25 protein-coding genes are annotated in these 21,344 nt (G+C 37.8%); 5 read left to right on the forward strand and 20 right to left on the reverse strand.

Annotation, left to right across the window (positions count from 1 at the left end; genetic code table 11):
• Positions 1 to 481: 481 nt before the first annotated feature.
• The 3 genes from Q0590_RS08660 (at position 482) to Q0590_RS08670 (ending at position 7,270) form a co-directional block, all read left to right on the forward strand.
• Positions 482 to 5,341 carry an SBBP repeat-containing protein gene (locus tag Q0590_RS08660; RefSeq protein WP_302037113.1) on the forward strand — a complete coding sequence of 1,620 codons (4,860 nt, stop codon included), beginning with the start codon at positions 482 to 484 and terminating at the stop codon, positions 5,339 to 5,341.
• A gap of 284 nt (positions 5,342 to 5,625) precedes the next feature.
• Positions 5,626 to 6,096, forward strand: a complete 471-nt coding sequence (locus tag Q0590_RS08665) for a T9SS type A sorting domain-containing protein (RefSeq protein ID WP_302037114.1) — start codon at positions 5,626 to 5,628, stop codon at positions 6,094 to 6,096.
• 97 nt (positions 6,097 to 6,193) lie between these two features.
• Positions 6,194 to 7,270 carry a DUF8740 domain-containing protein gene (locus Q0590_RS08670; RefSeq protein ID WP_302037115.1) on the forward strand — a complete coding sequence of 359 codons (1,077 nt, stop codon included), beginning with the start codon at positions 6,194 to 6,196 and terminating at the stop codon, positions 7,268 to 7,270.
• A 194-nt stretch (positions 7,271 to 7,464) separates the two neighbouring features.
• Here the strand turns inward: Q0590_RS08670 and Q0590_RS08675 are convergent, their stop codons facing one another.
• The 10 genes from Q0590_RS08675 to Q0590_RS08720 all read right to left on the reverse strand — a co-directional run bounded on the left by Q0590_RS08675 (position 7,465) and on the right by Q0590_RS08720 (position 13,069).
• Complete coding sequence (locus Q0590_RS08675) at positions 7,465 to 7,722, reverse strand: hypothetical protein (RefSeq protein WP_302037116.1); 258 nt, start codon at positions 7,720 to 7,722, stop codon at positions 7,465 to 7,467.
• A gap of 124 nt (positions 7,723 to 7,846) precedes the next feature.
• The gene (locus Q0590_RS08680; RefSeq protein ID WP_302037117.1) at positions 7,847 to 8,686 is read right to left on the reverse strand and encodes a M74 family metallopeptidase; all 840 of its coding nucleotides are present in this window, start codon (positions 8,684 to 8,686) and stop codon (positions 7,847 to 7,849) included.
• A 408-nt stretch (positions 8,687 to 9,094) separates the two neighbouring features.
• The gene (locus Q0590_RS08685; RefSeq protein ID WP_302037118.1) at positions 9,095 to 9,865 is read right to left on the reverse strand and encodes a class I SAM-dependent methyltransferase; all 771 of its coding nucleotides are present in this window, start codon (positions 9,863 to 9,865) and stop codon (positions 9,095 to 9,097) included.
• 29 nt (positions 9,866 to 9,894) lie between these two features.
• Positions 9,895 to 10,629: a metallophosphoesterase family protein gene (locus Q0590_RS08690; protein WP_302037119.1), complete on the reverse strand. Its 735-nt coding sequence runs from the start codon at positions 10,627 to 10,629 to the stop codon at positions 9,895 to 9,897.
• A 72-nt stretch (positions 10,630 to 10,701) separates the two neighbouring features.
• Entirely contained in the window at positions 10,702 to 11,163 is a 462-nt protein-coding gene (locus Q0590_RS08695; RefSeq protein ID WP_302037120.1) for a hypothetical protein, read from the reverse strand.
• A 57-nt stretch (positions 11,164 to 11,220) separates the two neighbouring features.
• Positions 11,221 to 11,553 carry a hypothetical protein gene (locus tag Q0590_RS08700; protein ID WP_302037121.1) on the reverse strand — a complete coding sequence of 111 codons (333 nt, stop codon included), beginning with the start codon at positions 11,551 to 11,553 and terminating at the stop codon, positions 11,221 to 11,223.
• A gap of 34 nt (positions 11,554 to 11,587) precedes the next feature.
• Entirely contained in the window at positions 11,588 to 12,094 is a 507-nt protein-coding gene (locus Q0590_RS08705) for a hypothetical protein (protein WP_302037122.1), read from the reverse strand.
• Positions 12,095 to 12,123: 29 nt separating this feature from the next.
• Positions 12,124 to 12,297, reverse strand: coding sequence for a hypothetical protein (locus tag Q0590_RS08710; protein ID WP_302037123.1), 174 nt, complete (start codon positions 12,295 to 12,297; stop codon positions 12,124 to 12,126).
• A 67-nt stretch (positions 12,298 to 12,364) separates the two neighbouring features.
• Positions 12,365 to 12,466: a VF530 family DNA-binding protein gene (locus Q0590_RS08715; RefSeq protein WP_302037124.1), complete on the reverse strand. Its 102-nt coding sequence runs from the start codon at positions 12,464 to 12,466 to the stop codon at positions 12,365 to 12,367.
• Entirely contained in the window at positions 12,467 to 13,069 is a 603-nt protein-coding gene (locus Q0590_RS08720; RefSeq protein WP_302037125.1) for a tetratricopeptide repeat protein, read from the reverse strand.
• A 258-nt stretch (positions 13,070 to 13,327) separates the two neighbouring features.
• Between Q0590_RS08720 and Q0590_RS08725 the strand changes: the two genes are divergently transcribed.
• Complete coding sequence (locus tag Q0590_RS08725; RefSeq protein ID WP_302037126.1) at positions 13,328 to 14,077, forward strand: DUF8817 family protein; 750 nt, start codon at positions 13,328 to 13,330, stop codon at positions 14,075 to 14,077.
• A gap of 94 nt (positions 14,078 to 14,171) precedes the next feature.
• On the opposite strand, the gene Q0590_RS08730 is transcribed toward Q0590_RS08725, so the two are convergent.
• From Q0590_RS08730 to Q0590_RS08740, 3 genes are all read right to left on the reverse strand, one after another.
• Complete coding sequence (locus Q0590_RS08730) at positions 14,172 to 14,318, reverse strand: hypothetical protein (protein WP_302037127.1); 147 nt, start codon at positions 14,316 to 14,318, stop codon at positions 14,172 to 14,174.
• Between the two features lie 101 nt (positions 14,319 to 14,419).
• Entirely contained in the window at positions 14,420 to 14,749 is a 330-nt protein-coding gene (locus Q0590_RS08735; protein WP_302037128.1) for a hypothetical protein, read from the reverse strand.
• A gap of 4 nt (positions 14,750 to 14,753) precedes the next feature.
• Entirely contained in the window at positions 14,754 to 15,578 is an 825-nt protein-coding gene (locus Q0590_RS08740; RefSeq protein WP_302037129.1) for a hypothetical protein, read from the reverse strand.
• Positions 15,579 to 15,815: 237 nt separating this feature from the next.
• Between Q0590_RS08740 and Q0590_RS08745 the strand changes: the two genes are divergently transcribed.
• Positions 15,816 to 16,658, forward strand: coding sequence for a CPBP family intramembrane glutamic endopeptidase (locus tag Q0590_RS08745; protein WP_302037130.1), 843 nt, complete (start codon positions 15,816 to 15,818; stop codon positions 16,656 to 16,658).
• 158 nt (positions 16,659 to 16,816) lie between these two features.
• Here Q0590_RS08745 and Q0590_RS08750 read toward each other — a convergent pair whose 3' ends face one another.
• From Q0590_RS08750 to Q0590_RS08780, 7 genes are all read right to left on the reverse strand, one after another.
• On the reverse strand, positions 16,817 to 17,386 hold the full coding sequence (locus Q0590_RS08750; protein WP_302037131.1) for a hypothetical protein: 570 nt from the start codon (positions 17,384 to 17,386) through the stop codon (positions 16,817 to 16,819).
• 99 nt (positions 17,387 to 17,485) lie between these two features.
• Entirely contained in the window at positions 17,486 to 17,956 is a 471-nt protein-coding gene (locus Q0590_RS08755) for a hypothetical protein (protein ID WP_302037132.1), read from the reverse strand.
• Between the two features lie 71 nt (positions 17,957 to 18,027).
• Complete coding sequence (locus tag Q0590_RS08760; RefSeq protein ID WP_302037133.1) at positions 18,028 to 18,531, reverse strand: STM3941 family protein; 504 nt, start codon at positions 18,529 to 18,531, stop codon at positions 18,028 to 18,030.
• Between the two features lie 108 nt (positions 18,532 to 18,639).
• Positions 18,640 to 19,029, reverse strand: coding sequence for a hypothetical protein (locus Q0590_RS08765; protein ID WP_302037134.1), 390 nt, complete (start codon positions 19,027 to 19,029; stop codon positions 18,640 to 18,642).
• 133 nt (positions 19,030 to 19,162) lie between these two features.
• Entirely contained in the window at positions 19,163 to 20,098 is a 936-nt protein-coding gene (locus Q0590_RS08770) for a tetratricopeptide repeat protein (RefSeq protein WP_302037135.1), read from the reverse strand.
• Positions 20,099 to 20,299: 201 nt separating this feature from the next.
• A complete protein-coding gene (locus Q0590_RS08775) occupies positions 20,300 to 20,719 on the reverse strand; it encodes a hypothetical protein (protein WP_302037136.1) in 420 nt (139 codons plus the stop codon).
• 125 nt (positions 20,720 to 20,844) lie between these two features.
• On the reverse strand, positions 20,845 to 21,267 hold the full coding sequence (locus tag Q0590_RS08780; protein ID WP_302037137.1) for a hypothetical protein: 423 nt from the start codon (positions 21,265 to 21,267) through the stop codon (positions 20,845 to 20,847).
• Between the last annotated feature and the right edge of the window lie 77 nt (positions 21,268 to 21,344).

A 21,344-nucleotide genomic window follows, 5' to 3' on the forward strand; every position in this document is an offset into this window, starting at 1 on the left:
ACAATTTTAAAGTTTGGGATTTAGTGTTATTCTTTTTCAACATTTAGCTATTCCACAATTTGATCATACCTGTTATATAAAAATGCAAATAAATTTTCAGGTAGTTATTTTTCAAAATTGAATGCTGCATATGTTTATATGAACTAACAATTTGGGTTACTACCTTTCTCAAGCTGAGATTGAATTATATACGGTAATTCACTAAACTAGAATAGCTAATTTCAAAAGTATTTTTACATAAAATACCCATAATCAGGTATTGCCAGGTATGCTCCATATACATACATTTGCTTACTACTTATACCTGCTCAGCTTTTTTTATACTTCTTACTATCTAAGTTCTCCCAGCTTTAGAACCATAAGAATTTGCTGTGTATCTACTATGAGGCCCTTTAAGCCTGATTGAGGAAGCACATTAAATATCATGCGCTGTATAAATTGTACATAAAAAGGAGTAAATTTACCTATAATTAAATCTTTTATGCAGAAACCTTTATTTCATCTACAGTTCAAACTTACAAGCTCAAATCTCATTAACCTGCCTTTTTTTAAACAGAAAATTATCGATTTAACAATTACTGTTATTCTATTCTTTCTTGCATTTATTTCTGCCAATGGTCAAGTTACACAAGAATGGGCTAAGCGATACTCCCACACACTATCCTATGAAAGTACCGCTATTGCGGACATGGCGGTAGATGCACAAGGAAATGTATATGTCACTGGCAGTAGTACAGCTTTCGATTCTGATTACATAACCGTTAAATATAATGCTGATGGTAGCCAAGCGTGGGTTAGGCGCTTTGATGGTTCAGGTAACACTTCTGATGTAGCAAGTGCTATAGCAGTCGATACAAAGGGTAATGTATATGTTACAGGAAGAAGCCAATATAACTTATATAGCCCTCCCTTTTCTCAAGTTGATTTTAATACGGTTATGTATACGTCTGATGGAAAGGAGCAATGGGTAAAGCATCATTCATCAGGCGAGTGGGGAGAGGTTAGTGATATTGCTGTAGATACCACTGGAAATGTGTATATAACAGGTTACTTTGTTTATAAGTATGGTGCAAATCATTATGTAACTCTTAAATACGGCCCTGCTGGTCAGGCGTGGGGCATGAACCATGATGGAACTGGTATCTATTCTTCACCTGAATCTTCCTCTATTGCTGTGGATGGTAATGGCCATGCCTATGTACTATGTATGGAGTTCCATCCCGAATATGGCACTTATTATATAACTAGAAAGATAACTTTTGACGGTACAGAAGGGTGGTCTAAACCATATGGGGGATCTATTCCTAATCCCTTAGCGAAAGCAACTGACATTGCCGTTGATGGAGCAGGGAATGTGTATGTAACTGGAAGCCGCTATGATAGTCTCTCCTCTAATAACTATATCACGATGAAGTATACGAGTACTGGAGTTGAACAGTGGGCAAGACCGTACAACCACACAGCAAATGGAGATGATCAGGCTACAGCCATAGCCTTGGATGGCAGTGGGAATGTATACGTCACTGGCAGCAGTTTAGGGAATGGGACTTCTAAAGATTTTGCTACAGTCAAGTATAGCTCTAATGGAACTCAGCTGTGGGTAAGTAGATATAATCACAAAGAAAATGGAGATGATCTAGCTACTGCACTAGTAGTAGATGTGTTAGGTAATGTTTATATCAATGGCACTAGCTATGGAGGCAGTAGCTTGAATGATTGGGTTAGTATTAAATATACGAGTGCAGGCGCCGAGCAGTGGGTACAAAGGCACAGTAATTCTAGTTTCAATGGCGACGATAAGCCTAAGGCCTTAGGTGTAGATGGGAACGGACATGTATATGTTATGGGAACTGTTAGCAACAGTACTTCTACAGAGTATCCTACAGTCAAGTATAATGTTACAGGGAATAAACAGTGGGAGATAAAGCCAAGTAGTATTTCACTTGATGAAAATGGTGAGGACAAAGCTACTGCTATGACAGTAGATGCTAATGGAAATGTGTATGTAACGGGCAATAGTGTCAGTAAAGTAACAAATCAAGACTTTGCTACAGTCAAGTATAGTGCGAATGGTGATTTGCTTTGGGTGAGGAGGTTTAATGGTCAAACTAATAAAGATGAGTATGCAACTGCTATTGCTGTTGATGCTAGTGGAAACGTATATGTAACGGGCTATAGTTATTTCTGTGAAATGCAGTATGGAGAATGTGATTATAATTATACCCCTACCTCTAACTACGCTACTGTTAAATATAGTTCTGATGGTACGCAGCTTTGGGAAAAATACTATGATGGAGAAAGCAGCTTTGACGATAAAGCTACTGCCCTCACAGTTGATAGTCGTGGAAACGTGTATGTGACAGGTAGCAGTTATTATTATGATTTTACCAGCTCAAACCTAAATGTGTATGCTACTATAAAATATAGTACTGAAGGCACTGAGCAATGGGTGAGGAGAGTAAATGCCAATCAACCTACGGCTATAACAACCGATGGAAGCGGAAATGTATATGTAACTGGCACAGGTCACAATCTTGACTTTGTCACTGTTAAGTATGATCCTAATGGCACTCAAATTTGGCTAAAAACATATAATGGACCTGGGAATGGAGCTGACCAGGCCACAGCTATGGCTATAGATAGTAATGGGAGTTTATATGTACTAGGAAGCAGTGAGGGGAGCGGAACAGGACAGGATTTTGCTTTAGTAAAATATACTAGCATTGGCAATCAAGAGTGGGTAAAACGTTACAATAGTAGTAGCTACGATCAAGCAAAGGGTGTTGCTTTAGATAAATGTGGCGGCGTGTATGTAACAGGTATCACGCGAAATAGCAATCAAGGGATTGTCTATCGAACTCTTAAATATACTACTTCAGGTACCTTGCAATGGATAAAAAGTTATGGTGACGGGTCTTATCCTGGCGTACATGAAAAAGTGGCAATAGCAGTTGATGAAAACTGCAATGTACTTATTGCTGGGAGTGATAATCTTTCAAATCGGGCACAATACGTAGTTATCAAATACAAAAGTGATGGCACCCAACTCTGGCTACAAAAATACCAGAGCGGAGCAAATAGTAATGATCAGGCTACAGCAATAGCCTTAAATGGTAATGGCAATGTGTATGTGACAGGCAATAGTAAAATAGATTATGTTAGTACATCCACTGATTATGCTACTATAAAACTTAATCAAAGCACGTCACCTTCGTTACCTTCCCCATGGAAAAATGGGGATATTGGCGCTGTAGCCCTGGTAGGAAATGCTAGTTATAGCAATGGTACATTTACCCTTAAGAGTGGAGGTTTTGATTTTTACAGAGCTCCTGATGCATTTCATTATGTGTATCAGCCTTTCACAGGTAATGCTACCATTGTAGCTAAGGTAGAGAGCATGGGCAATACCAATGCGAATGCTTTAGCAGGAGTAATGATCAGGGAAGATTTAACAGCAAGCTCTTCATTTGTAGCAGCAGCAGTGAATCCTACCAACACCAACTTCATGTATCGGCAAGGAGTAGGCACACCAGGATACAAGTCTGTGACAGGCAGCGCTCCCAGGTGGCTTAAGCTGTCAAGAAGTGGCAACAGTTTCACTTCTTCTTATTCATCAGATGGAGTAAACTGGATAGTAATAGGCTCTATTACTATCAACATGGGTAGCAATATTTATGTTGGCATGGCGCTGACCTCTCAGAATAACACCCAGCTCAATACAGCTACCTTTTCTAATGTTTCTGTTAGTATTACCCCTACATCACCTACTTGTTCGGCTACAGGTACGATCCTAAGGGAGTACTGGGCTAATGTGACTGGCACAGCTATCCCTACTATTCCTTTAAGCAGCACACCTACAAGTTCTACTCAGCTTTCTTCTTTTGAAGCACCTTCCAACGTAGGGGATAATTATGGACAGCGGATTAGAGGCTATATTTGTCCACCTGCTACAGGCAGCTACACCTTTTATATTGCCTCTGACGATTACAGCGAGCTGTGGCTGAGTTCAAGTGATAACCCTGCTAGCAAGCAGAAAATAGCTTCGGTTACTGGCTGGACTAGCAGCAGGCAGTGGACAAAATTTGCAAGCCAGAAATCTTTAAGTATTTACCTGGAAACAGGAAAAAAATATTATATCGAAGCTTTACACAAAGAAGCAGCAGGTGGGGATAATCTAGCTGTGGCCTGGCAGACACCTGTTAACTCGACCATTGCCGTTATCCCTAGTGCTGTTTTGTCTCCTTTTTCTACATCTTCACCTACTAATCAAAGACCAATAGCTAGTATTACTTCACCTACTAATGGAGCTACTTTCATTGCTCCTGCTAGTATCACCATCAATGCCAATGCTTCTGATACAGATGGCACAGTAAGCAAAGTTGAGTTCTTTAGTAATGGTACCAAACTAGGAGAAGATCTGACAGCACCTTATAGCTTTACTTGGAGTGGTGTAGGAGCAGGTACCTATCTGCTGACAGCTAGGGCAACAGATAATGGAAATGCTACATCTGCGGAAGCTGCTCTAAATATTATAGTCAACTCCACAACACCTACTGCTTGTAGCGCAACAGGAACTATCTTAAGAGAGTATTGGGCAAATATCACAGGCACAACTGTCTCATCCATTCCTGTTACCGCAACTCCTACAACTTCTTCTCAGCTTTCTACTTTTGAAGCTCCAACCAATGTAGCAGACAATTACGGACAACGGATCAGAGGGTATATTTGTGCCTCTGCAACAGGCAGCTATACTTTCTATATAGCCTCCGATGATCATTCAGAGCTATGGTTAAGCACAAGTGATAACCCTGCTAGCAAACAGAAGATAGCTTCGGTTACAGGCTATACCACATCCAGGCAATGGACAAAATTTGCAAGTCAAAAATCTGTGGCTATTTCTTTACAAGCAGGAAAGAAATATTATATAGAAGCTTTACACAAAGAAGGAGCGGGTGGGGATAATTTAGCGGTGGCATGGACTACCCCAGGCAATGCTACAATTACCGTTATTCCTGGTTCTGTGCTTTCTCCTGTGACTAAGACTGCAAGACTAGAAAGTGCTGAGTCAGGTATATTAGAGTCGACTATGCTTACTGTCTATCCCAATCCTTTTGAAGACAAACTCACTATAGCTTTAGATGGATTACATGGAAAAATTATTGTAACGCTAACAGATATAGTAGGCAAGCAATACTATCAAAAAGAGCATCAAATTCTTGAGCAACAAGAGAATCTTGAAATAAATCTTTCAGCTTTCAAAGTCAAGGCAGGTGTTCATTTGCTAAGACTTCACACAGAAGAAGGGCAGAGTAAAGTAATTAAAGTGATTAAAAACAAATAAATAAGGTTTAATCTAACAATCCACATAAGGATGAATAATTTCATCCTTATGTGGATTGTTTGGCACTCATAATCTTACTATAACAAGCTAACAACTTGTATAGTAAGATTGGTATTTGCTTAAACTTAGTGAGTGTTCATTTATTAAGGTAAAGGAATAGCAGAAGCCTGTCTTCAAATTATCCTTGATTAAAAGCAAAGAATGCTTTTGCTTCTATCGAATGGTCAGAAATTATATAGAGAATAATTACATTTTTACCCCTACATCTATTTTCCTTAAATCCTATGTTTAAATTAGTATCAATCCTTGCCTTTTTGTGCTTAGCACAAATGGTAAGAGGTCAAACTGTTATTGCTAGTGCAGGCAACAGTTCAGCAAGTGGGAACGTACATCTTTCCTGGACAATTGGTGAAACCATAACTTTCACTGGAATTACCTCCACACGTATTCTAACAAATGGATTCCAACAAGCCAGTATAGTTGTCTCGCCAATCGCCCGTCAGGCAGGTGAGGATATTTCCGATTTTGAGGTATCTGTTTTTCCTAACCCAACACAAGATATACTTACTATCTCAACTAACCCAGAAGAGCAGCATGCTGTTACCATCACGCATCTATCTGGAGAACTTGTCAAATCTTTCTTAGTACAAGGCAAGGTAGAAGTTGATATTAAAGACTTATCTGCTGGCATCTATCTGCTTTCTATTGTAAGTAAGACCACTAAAAATAGCTTTCGCATAATTAAGATTCAATAACTTTTTCCTTCTTTACAACTTCTCCTATATGAAAACAATATTTCTACTCATAGCCCTCTTTATTACTGTATACAGTACCCATGCACAAACCCCTCAGATGATCAATTATCAAGGAGTTGCGAGGAATACGCAAGGCAGTCCTATTTCAAATAAAGTCGTATATCTATACATAAGCATACTCAAAGATTCCCCTACTGGCATCGTTGAGTATAAGGAGAAGCATCAAGTAACTACTAATTCTATGGGTCTTTTTAGTTTAGGCATCGGTGCAGGTACTGTCCAAACAGGCCAGTTTTCCTCTATTACATGGGCCACTGGAAAGAAATTTGCAAAAGTTGAACTAAGCACTGACAATATAAACTTCCTACTCATGGGAACCCAGCAATTGCTATCCGTGCCCTACGCTCTATATTCAGGATTGCCTTGGGCAACTAATGGAAGTAATGTATATTACAATAGAGGTAATATCGCCATTGGAACAACTTCTCCACTAAATGCTACTTTACAAGTAAATTCTACGAATACTGCTTCCTCCTATGCTCAGTTACGCATCACAGGATATAAACCCAGAATTGATCTGGATTATGCGGGGAAAACAAGATGGAGATTAGCTTCCTTAGATAATACTCACTTTGCCATAGAGAATCAAACCCTTAATACACAACCATTCTTTCTGACTACAGATGGTAAAGTGGGATTAGGTACGTCCCAGCCTGTTACCAAGCTACATCTAAACAATGGAAATATATTACTTACGGGAGGGCAAGATAAATATATTTTCTTTGGGGATACATTCCCCATCTCTGGTCAAACTGAAGCAGAAAAACAAGCAAAGGGACTGATGGGTAGATTTATTAAGAATACAATAGGTTCAGACGAATTGTTATTTAATGGGGCACACTTAACCTTTCATACTTATGAAGCTTTTCCAGGCTTTGAAGGATATATCAGATACTTTTATAATACAACTAATAATATCTCTATCAATATGCGGTCAACAAGAATTGGATTGGGAAGCACTGATCCCAAAGCTGCTATCCACATAGCAAGTGGGGATGTCTATCTAGAGGATGCTACAAAAGGAGTAATAATGAAGTCTCCAGATGGGAGCTGCTGGAAAATGACTGTGAGTAATGGGGGAACTCCTGTTTTTAGCAAAATAGTTTGCCCATAAAAAATATAACTTAGGTAGCTTCTATATGATGCTATTAAGCATATAGAAACTACCTAAGTTATACTTGTCTACAACTGCTAAATTCAACCAACTTAATATAACGCTAGGGTTTCTTTACACCAAATGTTTCTGTAATGGAATAGATATATATTAATGCTGGTTGCAATTATTGTAGAAGGATATTCTTACCTGTACTATGACATACATTTCCAATCTTGATAAATTAAGGGATCCCAAGGCTCAAACTCTTCTATCCGTTGAACTGTCCCTAATTCTACGTTATCAGAAATTAGTACGAAATTCTTTTTTCTTGCGTCATACCCCATTACCGCTCTTGTTTGATCTTGGTCAATCTCCTCTATTATTATATATACTTCATGCCTTGCATCATACGCCTTTAGCTTATGTAGATGCCCATTGTCATCGGTGATATAGTTGCCTATTGTTTCCATATAAAATACCTTTTTATTTCAGCATAGAATTGGCTGAAGGTTTTATATAAATAGTTGTTAGAGATGAATTTTTATTGAAGATTTGGGAGCCAGCTATTGTTCAAGAAAAGCCAAAACACAGAAGTTACCTGATTTGAACGTGTATATGATCGTCATGCCTTACGGCCTGACATCCATGGAAACGAATCTTTTGAGAGTTTAATCTCAGCCTCACCTTCAAATGAGGTTCAATAAATATTTTGCTCACTGCAGGTTGCGCTACAAGTAAACTAATTATTGCTCTTGTCCTCTCCCCATCAAATGGCATCACTTCCTTTTTATACTGAGGTATTATTCTTTCCATAAAGCCATATTGCCAGTTCCCTTTATTGGCACATTCATTCGGCATATTAACTTCACCCTTTAATGGACCTTCATGGACCCCATACCCCATCCAAGAGGGTGCAAGACCGTTTAGCCGTTCGTCTGTAGAAGCTCGTTTGTAGAAGAAAGCAATATCGAGCTTCTTTCCATCATTGTGGCTCAAATGCGGAATCAAAGGAAATCCATTCATGAACGGAAAATTAGCATCCAGGTAGGCGATCTGTGTACCAGGAAAAGCCGTATTCATTTGCCCAGCTACTTTTTCTATTGTTTTTTTTAAAGTAGGTCTGACGTAGTGGCGATTAAGCAGACAAGTCCACACAGTGAGTGGTTGTATGTGGCTTGTGCTACCTATAGGCATGGGTACACGTCCAAAAGGCTTAGCAAGCAGGGGAATGATTGTAAAGGTGGCCACTGCATATAGACCTATAAAACTTAATGGTTTTGCTATTTTTCTCTGTAGACTGTCTTTAAGTTTTCTATTGATAAGTATTCCTATGGGTAGCCAGAATAAAAAGAGAATGCCCCCTACTTGGGTTATGATCGTTAACAATACAAATACGAGAAGTAGCCCTAATGCCTTTACAGGTTTAATCTTCATTTATTGGAGTGCAAAGCAGACGAAGTCTTTTACGTTTTTGATACGCTCATGTTGAATTATATATGGTGCAAAGCTTTATTTTATCCCATCTTCCCCTGCTCCCCCTGGGACTACCCCCTCCCCGTATCCCCCTCGCCCCATAGTAGGTTGGCTGGGCAAAAAGAGCGTAGGGGGAGCATTTTACCTGTTCTAGGTATTTTTGATTTTAAGAATTGACCTACCCCCTGTCAAATAGTTGACCCCCATCAGAAAAATTTTGGGAATTTTTTACTTTACATCAAGTGCGTCTTTACTCCTTTAAGCACTGCTCATTCATCTAAGCGTATGAGTTGAAAATAATGTAGCTATAGAGATTACTAGTAATCTTAAGTATGCGTAGAGTAAAGCTGATAGATTAAAAGGGAAATTTCATTCTTTGATAGCTACCACTCTGATTCTTTTATAATCGGCATACCACTTTCCGTTAGAATAAAGCTTCCCCTTAATGGATTGTTGCACTTCCGATTTAATTGCTTCTTTGGCTGCTGGAGGTACATCGTTGAAAAAAGCATTCCCAAACATTTCCAGCCAGTCTTTGATGCCACTCTCACAATCGGCTAATTCGGTAGGTCTGTCATAGTGTTGAGCCAAAGTGACTCTAAACCCATGTTTTTCCAAAAGGCTAGTATATTCACCAACAGAGGGGAAATACCAAAGCGCTAGGTTAGCATTTTCTTCATAACCTCTTTTGGCAAGTGATAGCCTGAGTTGATTAACAATCGTTTGAACATTTCCCTTACCGCCAAACTCAGCTACGAGTCTACCACCTGCTTTTAAGCTCCTATACATACTTTTGATAGCTTCTTCTTTTTCGAGCACCCAATGCAAGACAGCATTTGATAAAATGGCATCAAATGGCTCATTAAAATGAAAATCTACTGCATCCATCACTAAAAATTCAATGTGGGTATACTTTTGCTTGGCATCAGCAATCATTTCTCTGGAAGAGTCAATACCGATAACGGTTGCTCCTAACTCACTAATTTTGGCTGTTAATTGTCCTGAACCGCAGCCAACATCTAAAATCCGTTCGCCCTCTTTAGGTGTTAATAAGTCAATTAAACCCTCTCCATATTGATACACAAACGCATGCTTGTCATTATACAGATTAGCTTTCCAAGTAGTATTGGTTTCTTTCATTCTAAGCAGATTTTAAAATGGTCATTTGATCAATCTATATTTTTTTGCACAATTAACTCAAAAGTATCTAGATTTAACCCACACAGATTGCCTATTTTTCTTCTAAGCAATGCATTCCGTAACACATTTCTGAAAGATAACCTTTTATAACAGCCATTATCTAAGGGAATAATAGTTCTTCTCCTTTCTACCTTCCATCTAATTTCTTCTAGCCTTTTTATCTGATGTCCATGAATGATGATCTTACTAGTGGGATTCTGATGAAATTTTTTTATCAGCAGCATACTTTCATAGTCTGTAAAGGGATTTTGAGCGTTGAAATTAAAACCACCATGTACCAGGTAAAATCTATCTAGTTCATAGTAATAGGGTAAGTATTCTAAAAACTGCACATACTTTTCTAGTAGCTCCCCTTTTTCATCTAGCAGGTCAAAGGCACCTGTGAGCCTGGAAGAAAAAGCAATGGTATCAGCCTTATACTTCAATCTAGAATACTCCTGCCAAGCATTTAATAGTTTCTGTTCATGGTTGCCTCTGAGGGGAAATACTTGATACCGCTGCTCAATTAGATGCAGGATATACTCTATTACTTTTGCGCTGTCTTTGCCTCGATTGATATAATCGCCTAGTAAAAATAACTGGTCTTGTTTGGTAAGCACCATTCTCTTCTCCACAATGGCTCGAAAGGTCTTGAAGCAGCCATGTATGTCAGCCACTACCCATCTTTGTCCGCCTTTGGGATTGGTTAAGACTTTATTTATCATAGCTAACTCGGTCACATATTAGTATAATATTCTGCCTGGAAGATATTGGTTGACAGCCATGGGATGAAAATCTTATATACCTGCTTGTATTTTCCTTTCCAGTTCTTCCTTTACTTCTAGACTTAGCTTTTCTTTTGGAATGATTACAGAGTGATTATTTTCTAATTTGATCACAAAGAAGCTTGTAGTTTTATAGCTCTTTACTTTAGTGAGGTCAACCAGGGATTTTCCCTCTTTGGATTCAAATAGCAGGTGTGTATCTTTTACCTCTAGAAAGCCACTCTGTGGAGTAAACTTCTTAAAGAGTAGAAATAAAAATGGCTTTGCCGTATAGTAGATACCATATCCGATACAGAATCCTCCATAGGCTATCCCAAACTTCTGGGGATAACTCAGCAAATGGATGCCCATAGCAACCAATACAGGTCCACAAATATAGCGCAAGATTCTAGTTAGCAGATTTGGGCTATGGTAATACTGATAGAGGTAAAACCTTGTATAATCCTTTTTGGTAATAACTAATTCGCTTCTCATGGTTTGTTTTGATGAATAGGAAATATGTATACAATTACGGATTATCTTCTATTTATTCTATTCCTCTATCTGTTCAATATCTACCACCTTATAATCTTGAGAAACATAAAACCTCTCACTACGCTTTACTTTACGTATTTCTCCATCTATAGTATAGCTATGGAATATCATGTACTTTGCTCCTTCTACCACAGGATAGTCTATTTTTCCAGGTATAACTTCATTCATCTGAGAAAAATCTCCTGGACGATATAATGAATTAGTATGAATATTTCGCAAGTAGTACATAATCTGCATTTCTGCCTTCATCTGCGGAGTGAGGGACTGCGGACATGCGTACAAGAGCAGGGTTAGTGCAATTAGCATGAATGTATTGGAGAGCAATTTCATATGCTTTACTTTTAGGTATGGGTATCTAGAGCATCTAATCCGAATTACTGCTATCTATCTTTTCTAATTTGAGAATATGCTCATTGAACCTAGTATACTCAATGACTACTTTATCCCCCTGCGAAAAAGATTCAAAAAGCTGCTGTTTTATGGGGAGCTTTTTTACAGGCTGAGTGCCAAATTCAAAGTAGTTGGTACCTTTGTGGACATACTTTTTAGTAATAAATGTTCGGCTTTTGAGCTTACGATTTTGGTATATGTCTATCATTACACCACTACCGATCCATATAGCTAACAGAACAAAAACAGCCATGCCAGCTAAAAAGATATAGAAAACTTCCTCTATATAAGCAGCCCCAGTTTCTGGGATATGCGATTCCCCGTTTCTTTCAGGTAAAATCGGAGCTAGCAAAGCAATTAATCCTGATATGAGGGCTCCAATAATTCCAAGTACCAGCAGGTAAATCTGTAGATGGCTTTTAAGCTCGTTTATATCCCTGGATTCCAGGGGTACTTCTTCGAATATATTTTCTTTTTCCATTGGTTGAATAACTATGGTCGGTATATGACTTATACAATTTTCTTCCTAGATGCACTTTTGAGATAGAAAAAGAGTAATAGGGTAATAATTGCTATAGCGAACTCAATGGCTGCTACTTTAAGCAAGCCATCAGAAAGGGCTTCGATACCAAAAAAGAACATGGCAATGGAAAAGCCAAACAAGGCAAGCAATTTAGGATTCATATTATCTGTAGATTCAGCTATTAATATGAATTATCTGCCTAGATGTAAGTTGTAATTTATGAAGACATTAGATTGATCTACCGATGTTTTCCTGGTAGAGGTCCTCTACTTTTTTTCTTACCCAGGGTGTTTTCCGAAGAAAAATTAAACTGGAAGTTACTCCATTCAATTAAGTAATGGTACTTTTGATGCTTGCTTCCAGTTTATTCTCCTCATCAATCAGTTTTCTACGCTGTACAATATCGTTTTCATCCTGGAGTAGTTTTCTGAGAGATATAAATCTGTTCATCGTTGATAAATAAAACTCAGTTTGAATAAACTCTGCCAACCAGTTGAGATAGTCCTTGGATACAACTTTATCACAGTCCTGCTTTATTTCTATAGCATAGGACAAAGATTCAAACCCAATCGTTTCTGATTTATCTATCGGATGGGTTTCATTACTTAGAATCACATCAAACAAGTAGGTATTTAAAAAGTTGGTTTGTATGGTTTTAATCTTTGCCTCTTCTAGCTTACCCCTTTCAAACAGAGTAACTGCCCAAGCTAGATAAAATAAAGGATAGCCTATATCATCTGGAAAATTCTTTTCAAACCATCTAAAGTAAGTAGCGGCTCCCTTATAATCAGCTATTTTCAGATACAATTCGGCAATGACATATCTGCGCCCATAACTATCATCATAGCCTCCAAACTTGCGCTTTTCAAGCGAGAGCGCAGCTTTATGCTTTTTGATCGTGTCCCTTACTTTCTGAATCTGTTTTTCCGTCATTATTCTTGTATGGGCTTTATTCCATAAATGATTACGCCTATAAGATTAATAAAGTCTAGAACTATCCACAAGTAAATACATCTGTGAATGACTTGCTAATTTTTTTATAGCGTATATTTCTCTACTAGTGGTGATATGCACTATATTGTGTATACACTTGTTGTCAAAATTAGGAGCTACACAAGCTAATACTTTGCAAAAACCAAAGAGCCAATGCTAATGCACCTTTACAATCATTCACCATAAAATTAAACTACTATGACCCAAACCCAAAACGTTGGTGAAGTAACAGAGAGCATACTATTCCATTCCATGGACAAAGTTATTCCCATTCTGCCATGCCCAGATATAAAAGGGCAAGTTGTTTTTTATCAGCAATTGGGATTTGAACTTCTAGAGGTTTATACCTCACCCAATCCCTATGCAGCCATACAAAGTGGAAGCATTGAATTGCATTTTTATGGAAACAAAAGAATGATTCCTACCCAAAATCCTACCATGTGCTTTCTAAAAGTGGAAGATGTAGATGCTGTTTATCATGCTTTTACAAGTGGGTTAAAGAAACATACGGGTAAGATTCTCCGCTCTGGCATACCAAGAATTTCAAAAGTACGTGATTTAAGTAATGACCGCAGGTTTACATTGACTGATACAGGTGGAAATACTCTTTTTATTGGAACACCAGTGAAAGCAGATACCAGCCATTTCTTTCGCACGTTGCAACAGGAAGAATTTGCAAAGAAATTCACGGTGCTCTATGATTTGCTATACTCCAAGGAAGACCCTTCGATGGCTGCCAGTATGCTACCCAAATTAGTGGTAGCTAAAGATTTGCTGGCTGATTTAGACAGAGCAAAGCTGCTCTTGGTGGCACTTGACATACAGCGGCAATTAGGACAGCTCATGGATGATCGAGAACTAAAAACATTAGTTGACATCCATCTAGAGAGCGGTGATGAATGGACAAAGGTCAAAAAAAGGTATTTTGCCATCCTTGAAGAAGAATAGCCTTTTCCCTTAAATGGTAGTTGAAATAGTGATGCAAGACAATTTCACTATCCATAGAATTGGATTAGGACCTAATCTTAGCTTTTTTATACAATTATAGAAAAGTAAGCGTAAAAACGATACCTATTACCAGCATGATAACGGATGCTTGCCATATATCAGGTCTGGTAACTATTAATTCGAAGGCAAAATAATAGCCAGCCAAGGCAAATCCGAAGGTAGTAGCCGTAATTCTGTTCATAGGTATAGCAGAGTATGTTCTTTGAGCTAGCATTCCAATCAAGCTCTTTCAACCATTAATACGCCCTAGCTATCATCAAGTAATTGTTTATATAAAAGCTATTATTCTACATCTATAACATGTACCACCTTGTAATCTGGGGCAATGTAAAATATTGCCCTGTGCTCTTTTTTGCGTGCTTCACCATCTACATTATAGCTATGCAAAATCTTATATTTTGCTCCATCTACCATAGGAGAATCTTCTTTCCCTAGTGTTACTTCGCTCATTTGCGAAAAATCTCCAGGACGGTACAATGAATCAGTATGAATATTTCTCAGGTAATACATAATCTGCATTTCCGCCTTCATCTGCGGTGTGAGGGACTGCGGACATGCATACAATAGAAGGGTAGCAAAAACTAGAAGCCAAATATTTTTGATGAATCTCATATGTTTACTGATGAGTAAGCTGTTTTTCTATAGCATCTAGGTTTGAGTGTATATCATTTAACTCCATGAGCTTTTTAGTGGCAATATCATAGAGAGCGAATTTCTTCCGTTTATGTTCCTCTTTCTCTTCATTGTTTCTAGCCTTATAGACGATCACAATCTGGGTATGATCCTTCTGAAAGTGCCAGCTTTCTATAGCTATATTGCTTGTGACCTGAGTGAGATTCTTTCCAGCTAAGTCTGAGATGTATAAATCGTGATCATCTTTTCCATCCAATAAGCCATCTTTATTAGAATCTTCAAAAGCAATGTAGTAGGCTATATTTTTAACGGTGGTGTCTATCTCTTTTTCTTCTGAATATCTGTTAGGTATCTCTATGTTTGATATAGCTCCTTTCCGATCCAGTAGTTTGCCAATGACTTTATAGTCTTTGTCCATGAAAAGGATGTTAAAGTAGTTCTCATAAGAATTGTAGGCAGCATTCATTGGATAGTAGCTATCAATACCAAATGAAGCATCTCTGTATGAGGCAAGTGCATGTTCATCCTTCTCTTTTAATAGCTTTTCTTCTTCATACGATAAGACTGATAAAGGCATGTATAGATTGGTAGAATTGTATATACTCATCGGAGCATCATACGCTAATCCTTGTAAGGCAACGTTTCTTGTGAGGGCTCCTTCCAGCTTTTCTCCAACTAATACCCCTTCAGGGCTAAAGTCAGCGTTCTCAAAATAATCTTCTGCTAATTTATATAGTAAGGTTAAAGCAATAATTGGAATGATAATGCCATTAATGATGATCAGGATACGGATGAATTTAGATTGCATATGACTAGATAAATGGAGTGATATAATGGAATAGGTCTGTTTACTATATCCAGGGTTTAATTCATCAAACCAGAAAATAAGTAAACTCCATTGGTTGCCTATCTAGCTATCAGGATGCATACGCTCTAGCAATTCCATATAAGGGAGCAAATTTTTCAAAAAGAGAATTAGCTATTCGCTCCCCTGTTATTAATTAGCTATGTTTAGGAATCACTAATAACATTGCCTACAAGTAAGATGGTAGCTATATCCGCTAAAAGACAGCTTTACTTCTTATTTAGCTTTTATTTTTTCGCTAATGTACTAGGCTCTTTACTGAGTAGCACTCTACTCCCTTCTGTTCCTAGTCAACTAGCTAAGTTATCGTTGAGTGCGCTTTCAATCCTTAATTTTTTAATTCCTGCCCTCATCGCTTTCCGATTATTCAGCCCTGTTCCGCTACAAGCCTATTGGAAGCTCAATACTCTTGGAAGTAGCCGTACTTTCCTTACTACCCTGCTTTTAACAGCTTGTTGTATCATTCTAATGAATTGGTTAGCAAAAGTGAATGCGCAGATTCCCTTGCTAGATTGGATGAAGGAAACTGAGGATAAGTCAATAGCCAAGCTAAAGCAATACTTAGTAATGGATAAGATTGATCAGCTATTGCTAAACCTTTTCCTTTTCGCTGTAGTCCCTGCTTTTTGTGAAGAAGTGTTTTTCAGAGCCACTATGCAACCTCTGTTTGTAAAGTGGTTGGCTAATCCCTGGATTGCTATTTTCATCACTGCCTTCATTTTTAGCTTTTTGCATTTCCAATTTTCAGGATTCTTACCTAGGCTACTAGCAGGTGTTTTCTTTGGAGCATTATTCTATTCTACAAGTAGCTTATGGTGGAGTGTAATCAGTCACGCTTTATATAATGGTGCGATTGTAGTACTTAATTATAGTGCTCAACATAGATTAATTCATATTACTAGCCTGGAAGAATTACTTCTGAATCCCTTTTTGCTCTTGATAGCTGGATTCACTCTGCTGTTTTGGTTTTATCGTGCGGCTTCTAAAGTGGAGCCCTCCCAAATAAATCATGGTACAGAATAAGGTAACAAGTGTCAGACAAAGATTTACAATTCTGTATTGTACATTCATTTTTTCTGACCACTTATAAGCCAACAGCATTCGAAGCCATGCTCTTATGCTGTAGTTCAGCTCATCGGAGGGCTGGTTGGGGATGGAGCTGGTATTATGTGTTCGCCGTTTTATTCATCTTTATCAAATTTCCACCAATCCTGCCCGTACTCCTGTTTAAGGCTCAATTGGTATTCAATTCGATTTCTGATTATAGCAAAGTCAGTGGAATGACAAAGCCCTATTCTTAAGCTTTGAGGGGGAACATCATAGAATTTCCCCTTTGTGACATGCATCCTTTGGATAAGCTGCGGTATTTGCTTCTCAAATTCAAATATGCACAAATGTTTATGTCCGTGCTCTACGTATTCTACTGGGTACCACCCCTCATAAATGGATTGGGTTAAGCTAAAAGGAGTAATGGTAAAATCAGAGGGGTTATCTAAATCAAAAACGCTATCAAATTTTTTAGGAATGGTAAAATCCGCATAGGCATACATGGTAAACAAGGCTATTTCATTGTGGGCTTTTACCCAATTGATAAATCGGTAATATGCCGCATTCTTTTCCTTGTTCTGAAATCTACTGTTACATTCTCCTTGCCAAATCGCCATTGCTTCTGCAGAGAATATGGCTTCTGTAAATAAATATCGTTCTTGGACCTTACAGTCCTGTTCGCTTCTCATTTCTTTTAGTGTCACACAATGGATTAAGCACCTCCGTCTTATCATAGCCTCCTGCTGGAGCTATGTTCTAAGCAGCCTAGTTACTGCATTAGACGATGTTATCACTTTTCTTTATTATTTATCTATTACTTTATACCCGAAGGTGCCAGTATGGAATCTAAAAATACCATCATTGCCTTTTGATATGGCTAGGATAGTGTGAGGAAATACAAAATCACCTGTTTTTTGTGGTTTAAGGGCAATAACAACCGTGTCATTGATAAGGGCTAATTCTTTATTACAATACTCTACGTTGTAAGAAACCGTATCAATGTATGAACTTGTATCTATCAGACAATCAAAATAAGCTTGTACAATTTTATGCTTGCTATTTGAGGTAGTTAGCTTGAAAACGGCTTGTCTACCTAAGATTATACTGTCAGGAATATGAGGTACAAGTTTTATCTCCTCTATCGAATTACCCCCTACATCTTTATCATTCAAATTTAGCTTTTGTTTAGTGCCAACGTAGTCAACTACTGGCTGTTTTTCCTGGCATGAACCTACTAATAATCCAACAAGTAATAAGAGTATAATTTTATTCATTAATTTCTGTTGCTGTGCTTCTAGGCTTGTCAATACATATTAAATGCTTGAATGTCGGTTAGGCAATGCTTTTAATAGTTCTTCTCTTTTTGGTTTATCAGCCTTAACCAAACAAGTATGAACTCCATTAACTTTACTTCATCCACTTTTACTTGCCCAAGCGATATATTCAACTCCTGGAATCCCATTCCTTTACTGATATTTTTCAACCCTTTATACAGTTTACTCTTATTTCGGGATGGCTCAAATCGTTCATCGACTACTAGACAGATAAATTTCTGCTTATGCACGTTCGTTAAATAAGCATCCTGAATGATTTCCCAGTTAATAAAATCCTTATGCGTGGTACGGTCAAAAATGCCAATAGTATTGATGATAATTTGTGGTCTTCGGTCTAGCAACTGGTACAACCCTGCTGGATACCCTAGCCCAAAAAAACCAATATTTAACCATCCTACCCAGGCAGGAGCATCAGTAGAAGTAATAAGCCAAATCCCTCCAAAAACGAAAATAGAACACAGCAAAATGAGCTTGAATGCTTTTAAAGGGGATTTATATAGTTTAAACTCTTTCATTTTTGATATTCCTAATTACCCAACAGCACACAACAGCTAAAATTCTAGGTTGAACTATGCGGGTTAGCAGTGGGCTGGTCGTTTGTGTAGGGTGTTAACATCAGGCTTTTACCAGTTTGCCCAAAATATACTTTTCCCTTCAATAAAGTTGTCAATAAAATTCTGCTGGAAACTCCTCTGTAATTCCTTCAAGGGAGTGATATGATCCCCTTCCAGATATTGGTATGCCTTTTTTACACTGCTCAAGTCTAAGTAAAGCTTATCATTTTGAAAGTCTTCATAAAACTTTCTTTTCATGCCCTTCCGTTGATAACCGATTTCTTTCAAGTAGATAACCTGATGCTTTCCAAAATCATCATACTCTTTTTCCATCAAGAGATGTTTATATTGCTGTAAATATTCTGGATATATACTCAATTCTTCCAAAGTAAAATAGTCTAGTATCTCTGTCTCCGAAGTTTTAAGAGTGGGAACGACATGGCTTAAATCTAATCCCATAGCTATTTAATTTATTGTCACTTCTTTTACTTGTGTCTAATGGTACAAAAACCTTCGCAAACCCGTCCTGCTGCGGTGGAGCTATGTGGTGGGGCAAAGCGGGTTGTCGTAGGTTTGGTGTTAGGCACAGGTTTTATTCCTTTCCTGTACAATATTTTTCAATATATTCTGATGTGACATTTCCTGATAGTTGACGTGCCTTCAACCAATCTTTACAGGCTTTATCTGTATCATGGTTTTTGAAATAAAAATCACCTCTTGTGTTATAATAAAGGATTTTTGCAAAATTTATGTCAAACTCTCTGTTGAACTTTGCGATCTGTCTTTGATTAATTCCAAACTGCCGATCACTTTGACTTTCTTCTTTGTTCTCCGTATCCTCCCTGTGGGGCTCTTCCATCAAATCAATTAGCTGAGTCATATTCTGGATAGCTTGTTGATGCATATCCAACTGATCATAGGCAATAGCTTTACGATACAATAAGTTGTGTTGCGCACTCATATATTGCCCTGCCGAATCATAGCTTTGAATAGCTTGCATAGGCTGTCCCAGCTTTTCCAACATTCTTCCTTTTGTCTCATAGTACTCACCGACATATTTATCATGGCTAATGGCTTTGTCCACTTGGTTTACCGCTTGTGCGTATTGTTTTTCCTTTCGCAAAATGAGTGCTTGTAAATAATAGACAAAGCCTGAGTTGGGGTGCTGCTGTGATAATTTAGTTAATTCTCCTGTAAAGTTTTTGGCATTGTTGCGGCCACTTAAAATAATTTCTGCTAAATCACTACAAATAATGTTTGCATAATCAGGCTGCTGTTTTATTTGTGTTAGCACATAATTATATCTTTTGATAGTATCTGTCTGATGAACTAACTGTGCTAATTTAAGTCCCTCTTCATTATAAGATTTGATGAGAAGAGAGTCTTTCACTTCAAGCTTGGGCAAAAGAAACGTATAGGTTTGTAAGGCATCTTGTATAATGCCTAAACTTCTTTCTTCTCTTCTTGTAAGAGAATTCTTTTGACAGGAAGTAATCAACAATAAAACAATTAATAATAGATTTTTCATTCTTACTTGTGCCTAACAAGTGGATAAACGCAACTTCTACAAGCTATTGCGTTTATCCGCCCATATAAAGAAATATACGCTATCGATACAGGAAGTAACCATTGGTTTTAAAAGTAGATTTATTTTATGACTTCCTAGGAGGGCTTTGTGATTTGGTAGCGTAGTTATCGTTTCAAGGGTGTGTCTGGCTGGCTTTCCTTTTTATTGTTTTGTTAGCCAAGATTCTCCTTCCACTTCCCATGTTAATGTGACGTTTTCAGCTTTAATCTGCCATTCACTCCACTGGGAGTTCTTATTCATTCCCGAAAGCTGATAACATCCTTCTTCCGTTATAGCTGTCTCTACAATATCCTGAAGGAAATCATTTTGTTGAGGTGTCTTTAGCACTGCCCATTCCTTCTTTTCATCTTGATACACCTGTACAATTAATGCTTCTACCCCTAAGAAGCGTAACTGACATTCTTTAGCACATATTACTTTTCCGCATGCATTCTGATTATGGTCACTATTAATATGGGCAAAACCTAATTCAAAGGTGATCTTATCAGCACTGATGAGAGTATCTTTCACGGGGGAGTCGTGGAAATATAAGTTCTCAAATTCTCCTTTGACTGCTTTCATTTCATGCTTTTATCTTTTTAGCTAGCTACACGGATCAACTGCAACTGAATACCGTTGGCTTGTGCTGAGGTAAGGCGTCGATATGCCAAGGTTATCATTTGCAGGGAGTTAGTGGCTGTAGGTTTTTATTTATTTGTTCTTTTTCCAATGAATCTATTTGCAGGTCCTTGTACTTGTTCCGTTTCAAGATAGAATATAGTTGCCGTTGTATTGATGATTATTGTGGCAAAACCCCTGCTATAAATGTTGCTGAATACATCTTTGAATGGAAGTATATGATCGTCAAATTCATCATAACAAGAAATTACATAACATAAATCATTGTCTATGAACCCTAGCATTTGTTGAATCTTAGTAGGGGAATCAAAATCTTTGTTTATTTTTTGCAGATAATGCATATTGACTACCGTATCCCATTTATGATTAAATCTATCAATAAACGAGGCACGTCTTTTAGGAGTACTCAGTGCAAGATAGCTTCTTTCCCTTCTTTCTTTAAGTACAAAGTTTGATACAAAATCTTTGATTATAACCTCCTTATCAATCATTTTCTTATTTTTTATAGACGCCAGTTAGACTCAGCTCAAGAGTCACCTCTTGAGCTGGTCCTCCAAAACCGGACTTG

This window comes from Rhodocytophaga aerolata (assembly GCF_030503435.1).
Classification (GTDB): domain Bacteria; phylum Bacteroidota; class Bacteroidia; order Cytophagales; family 172606-1; genus Rhodocytophaga; species Rhodocytophaga aerolata.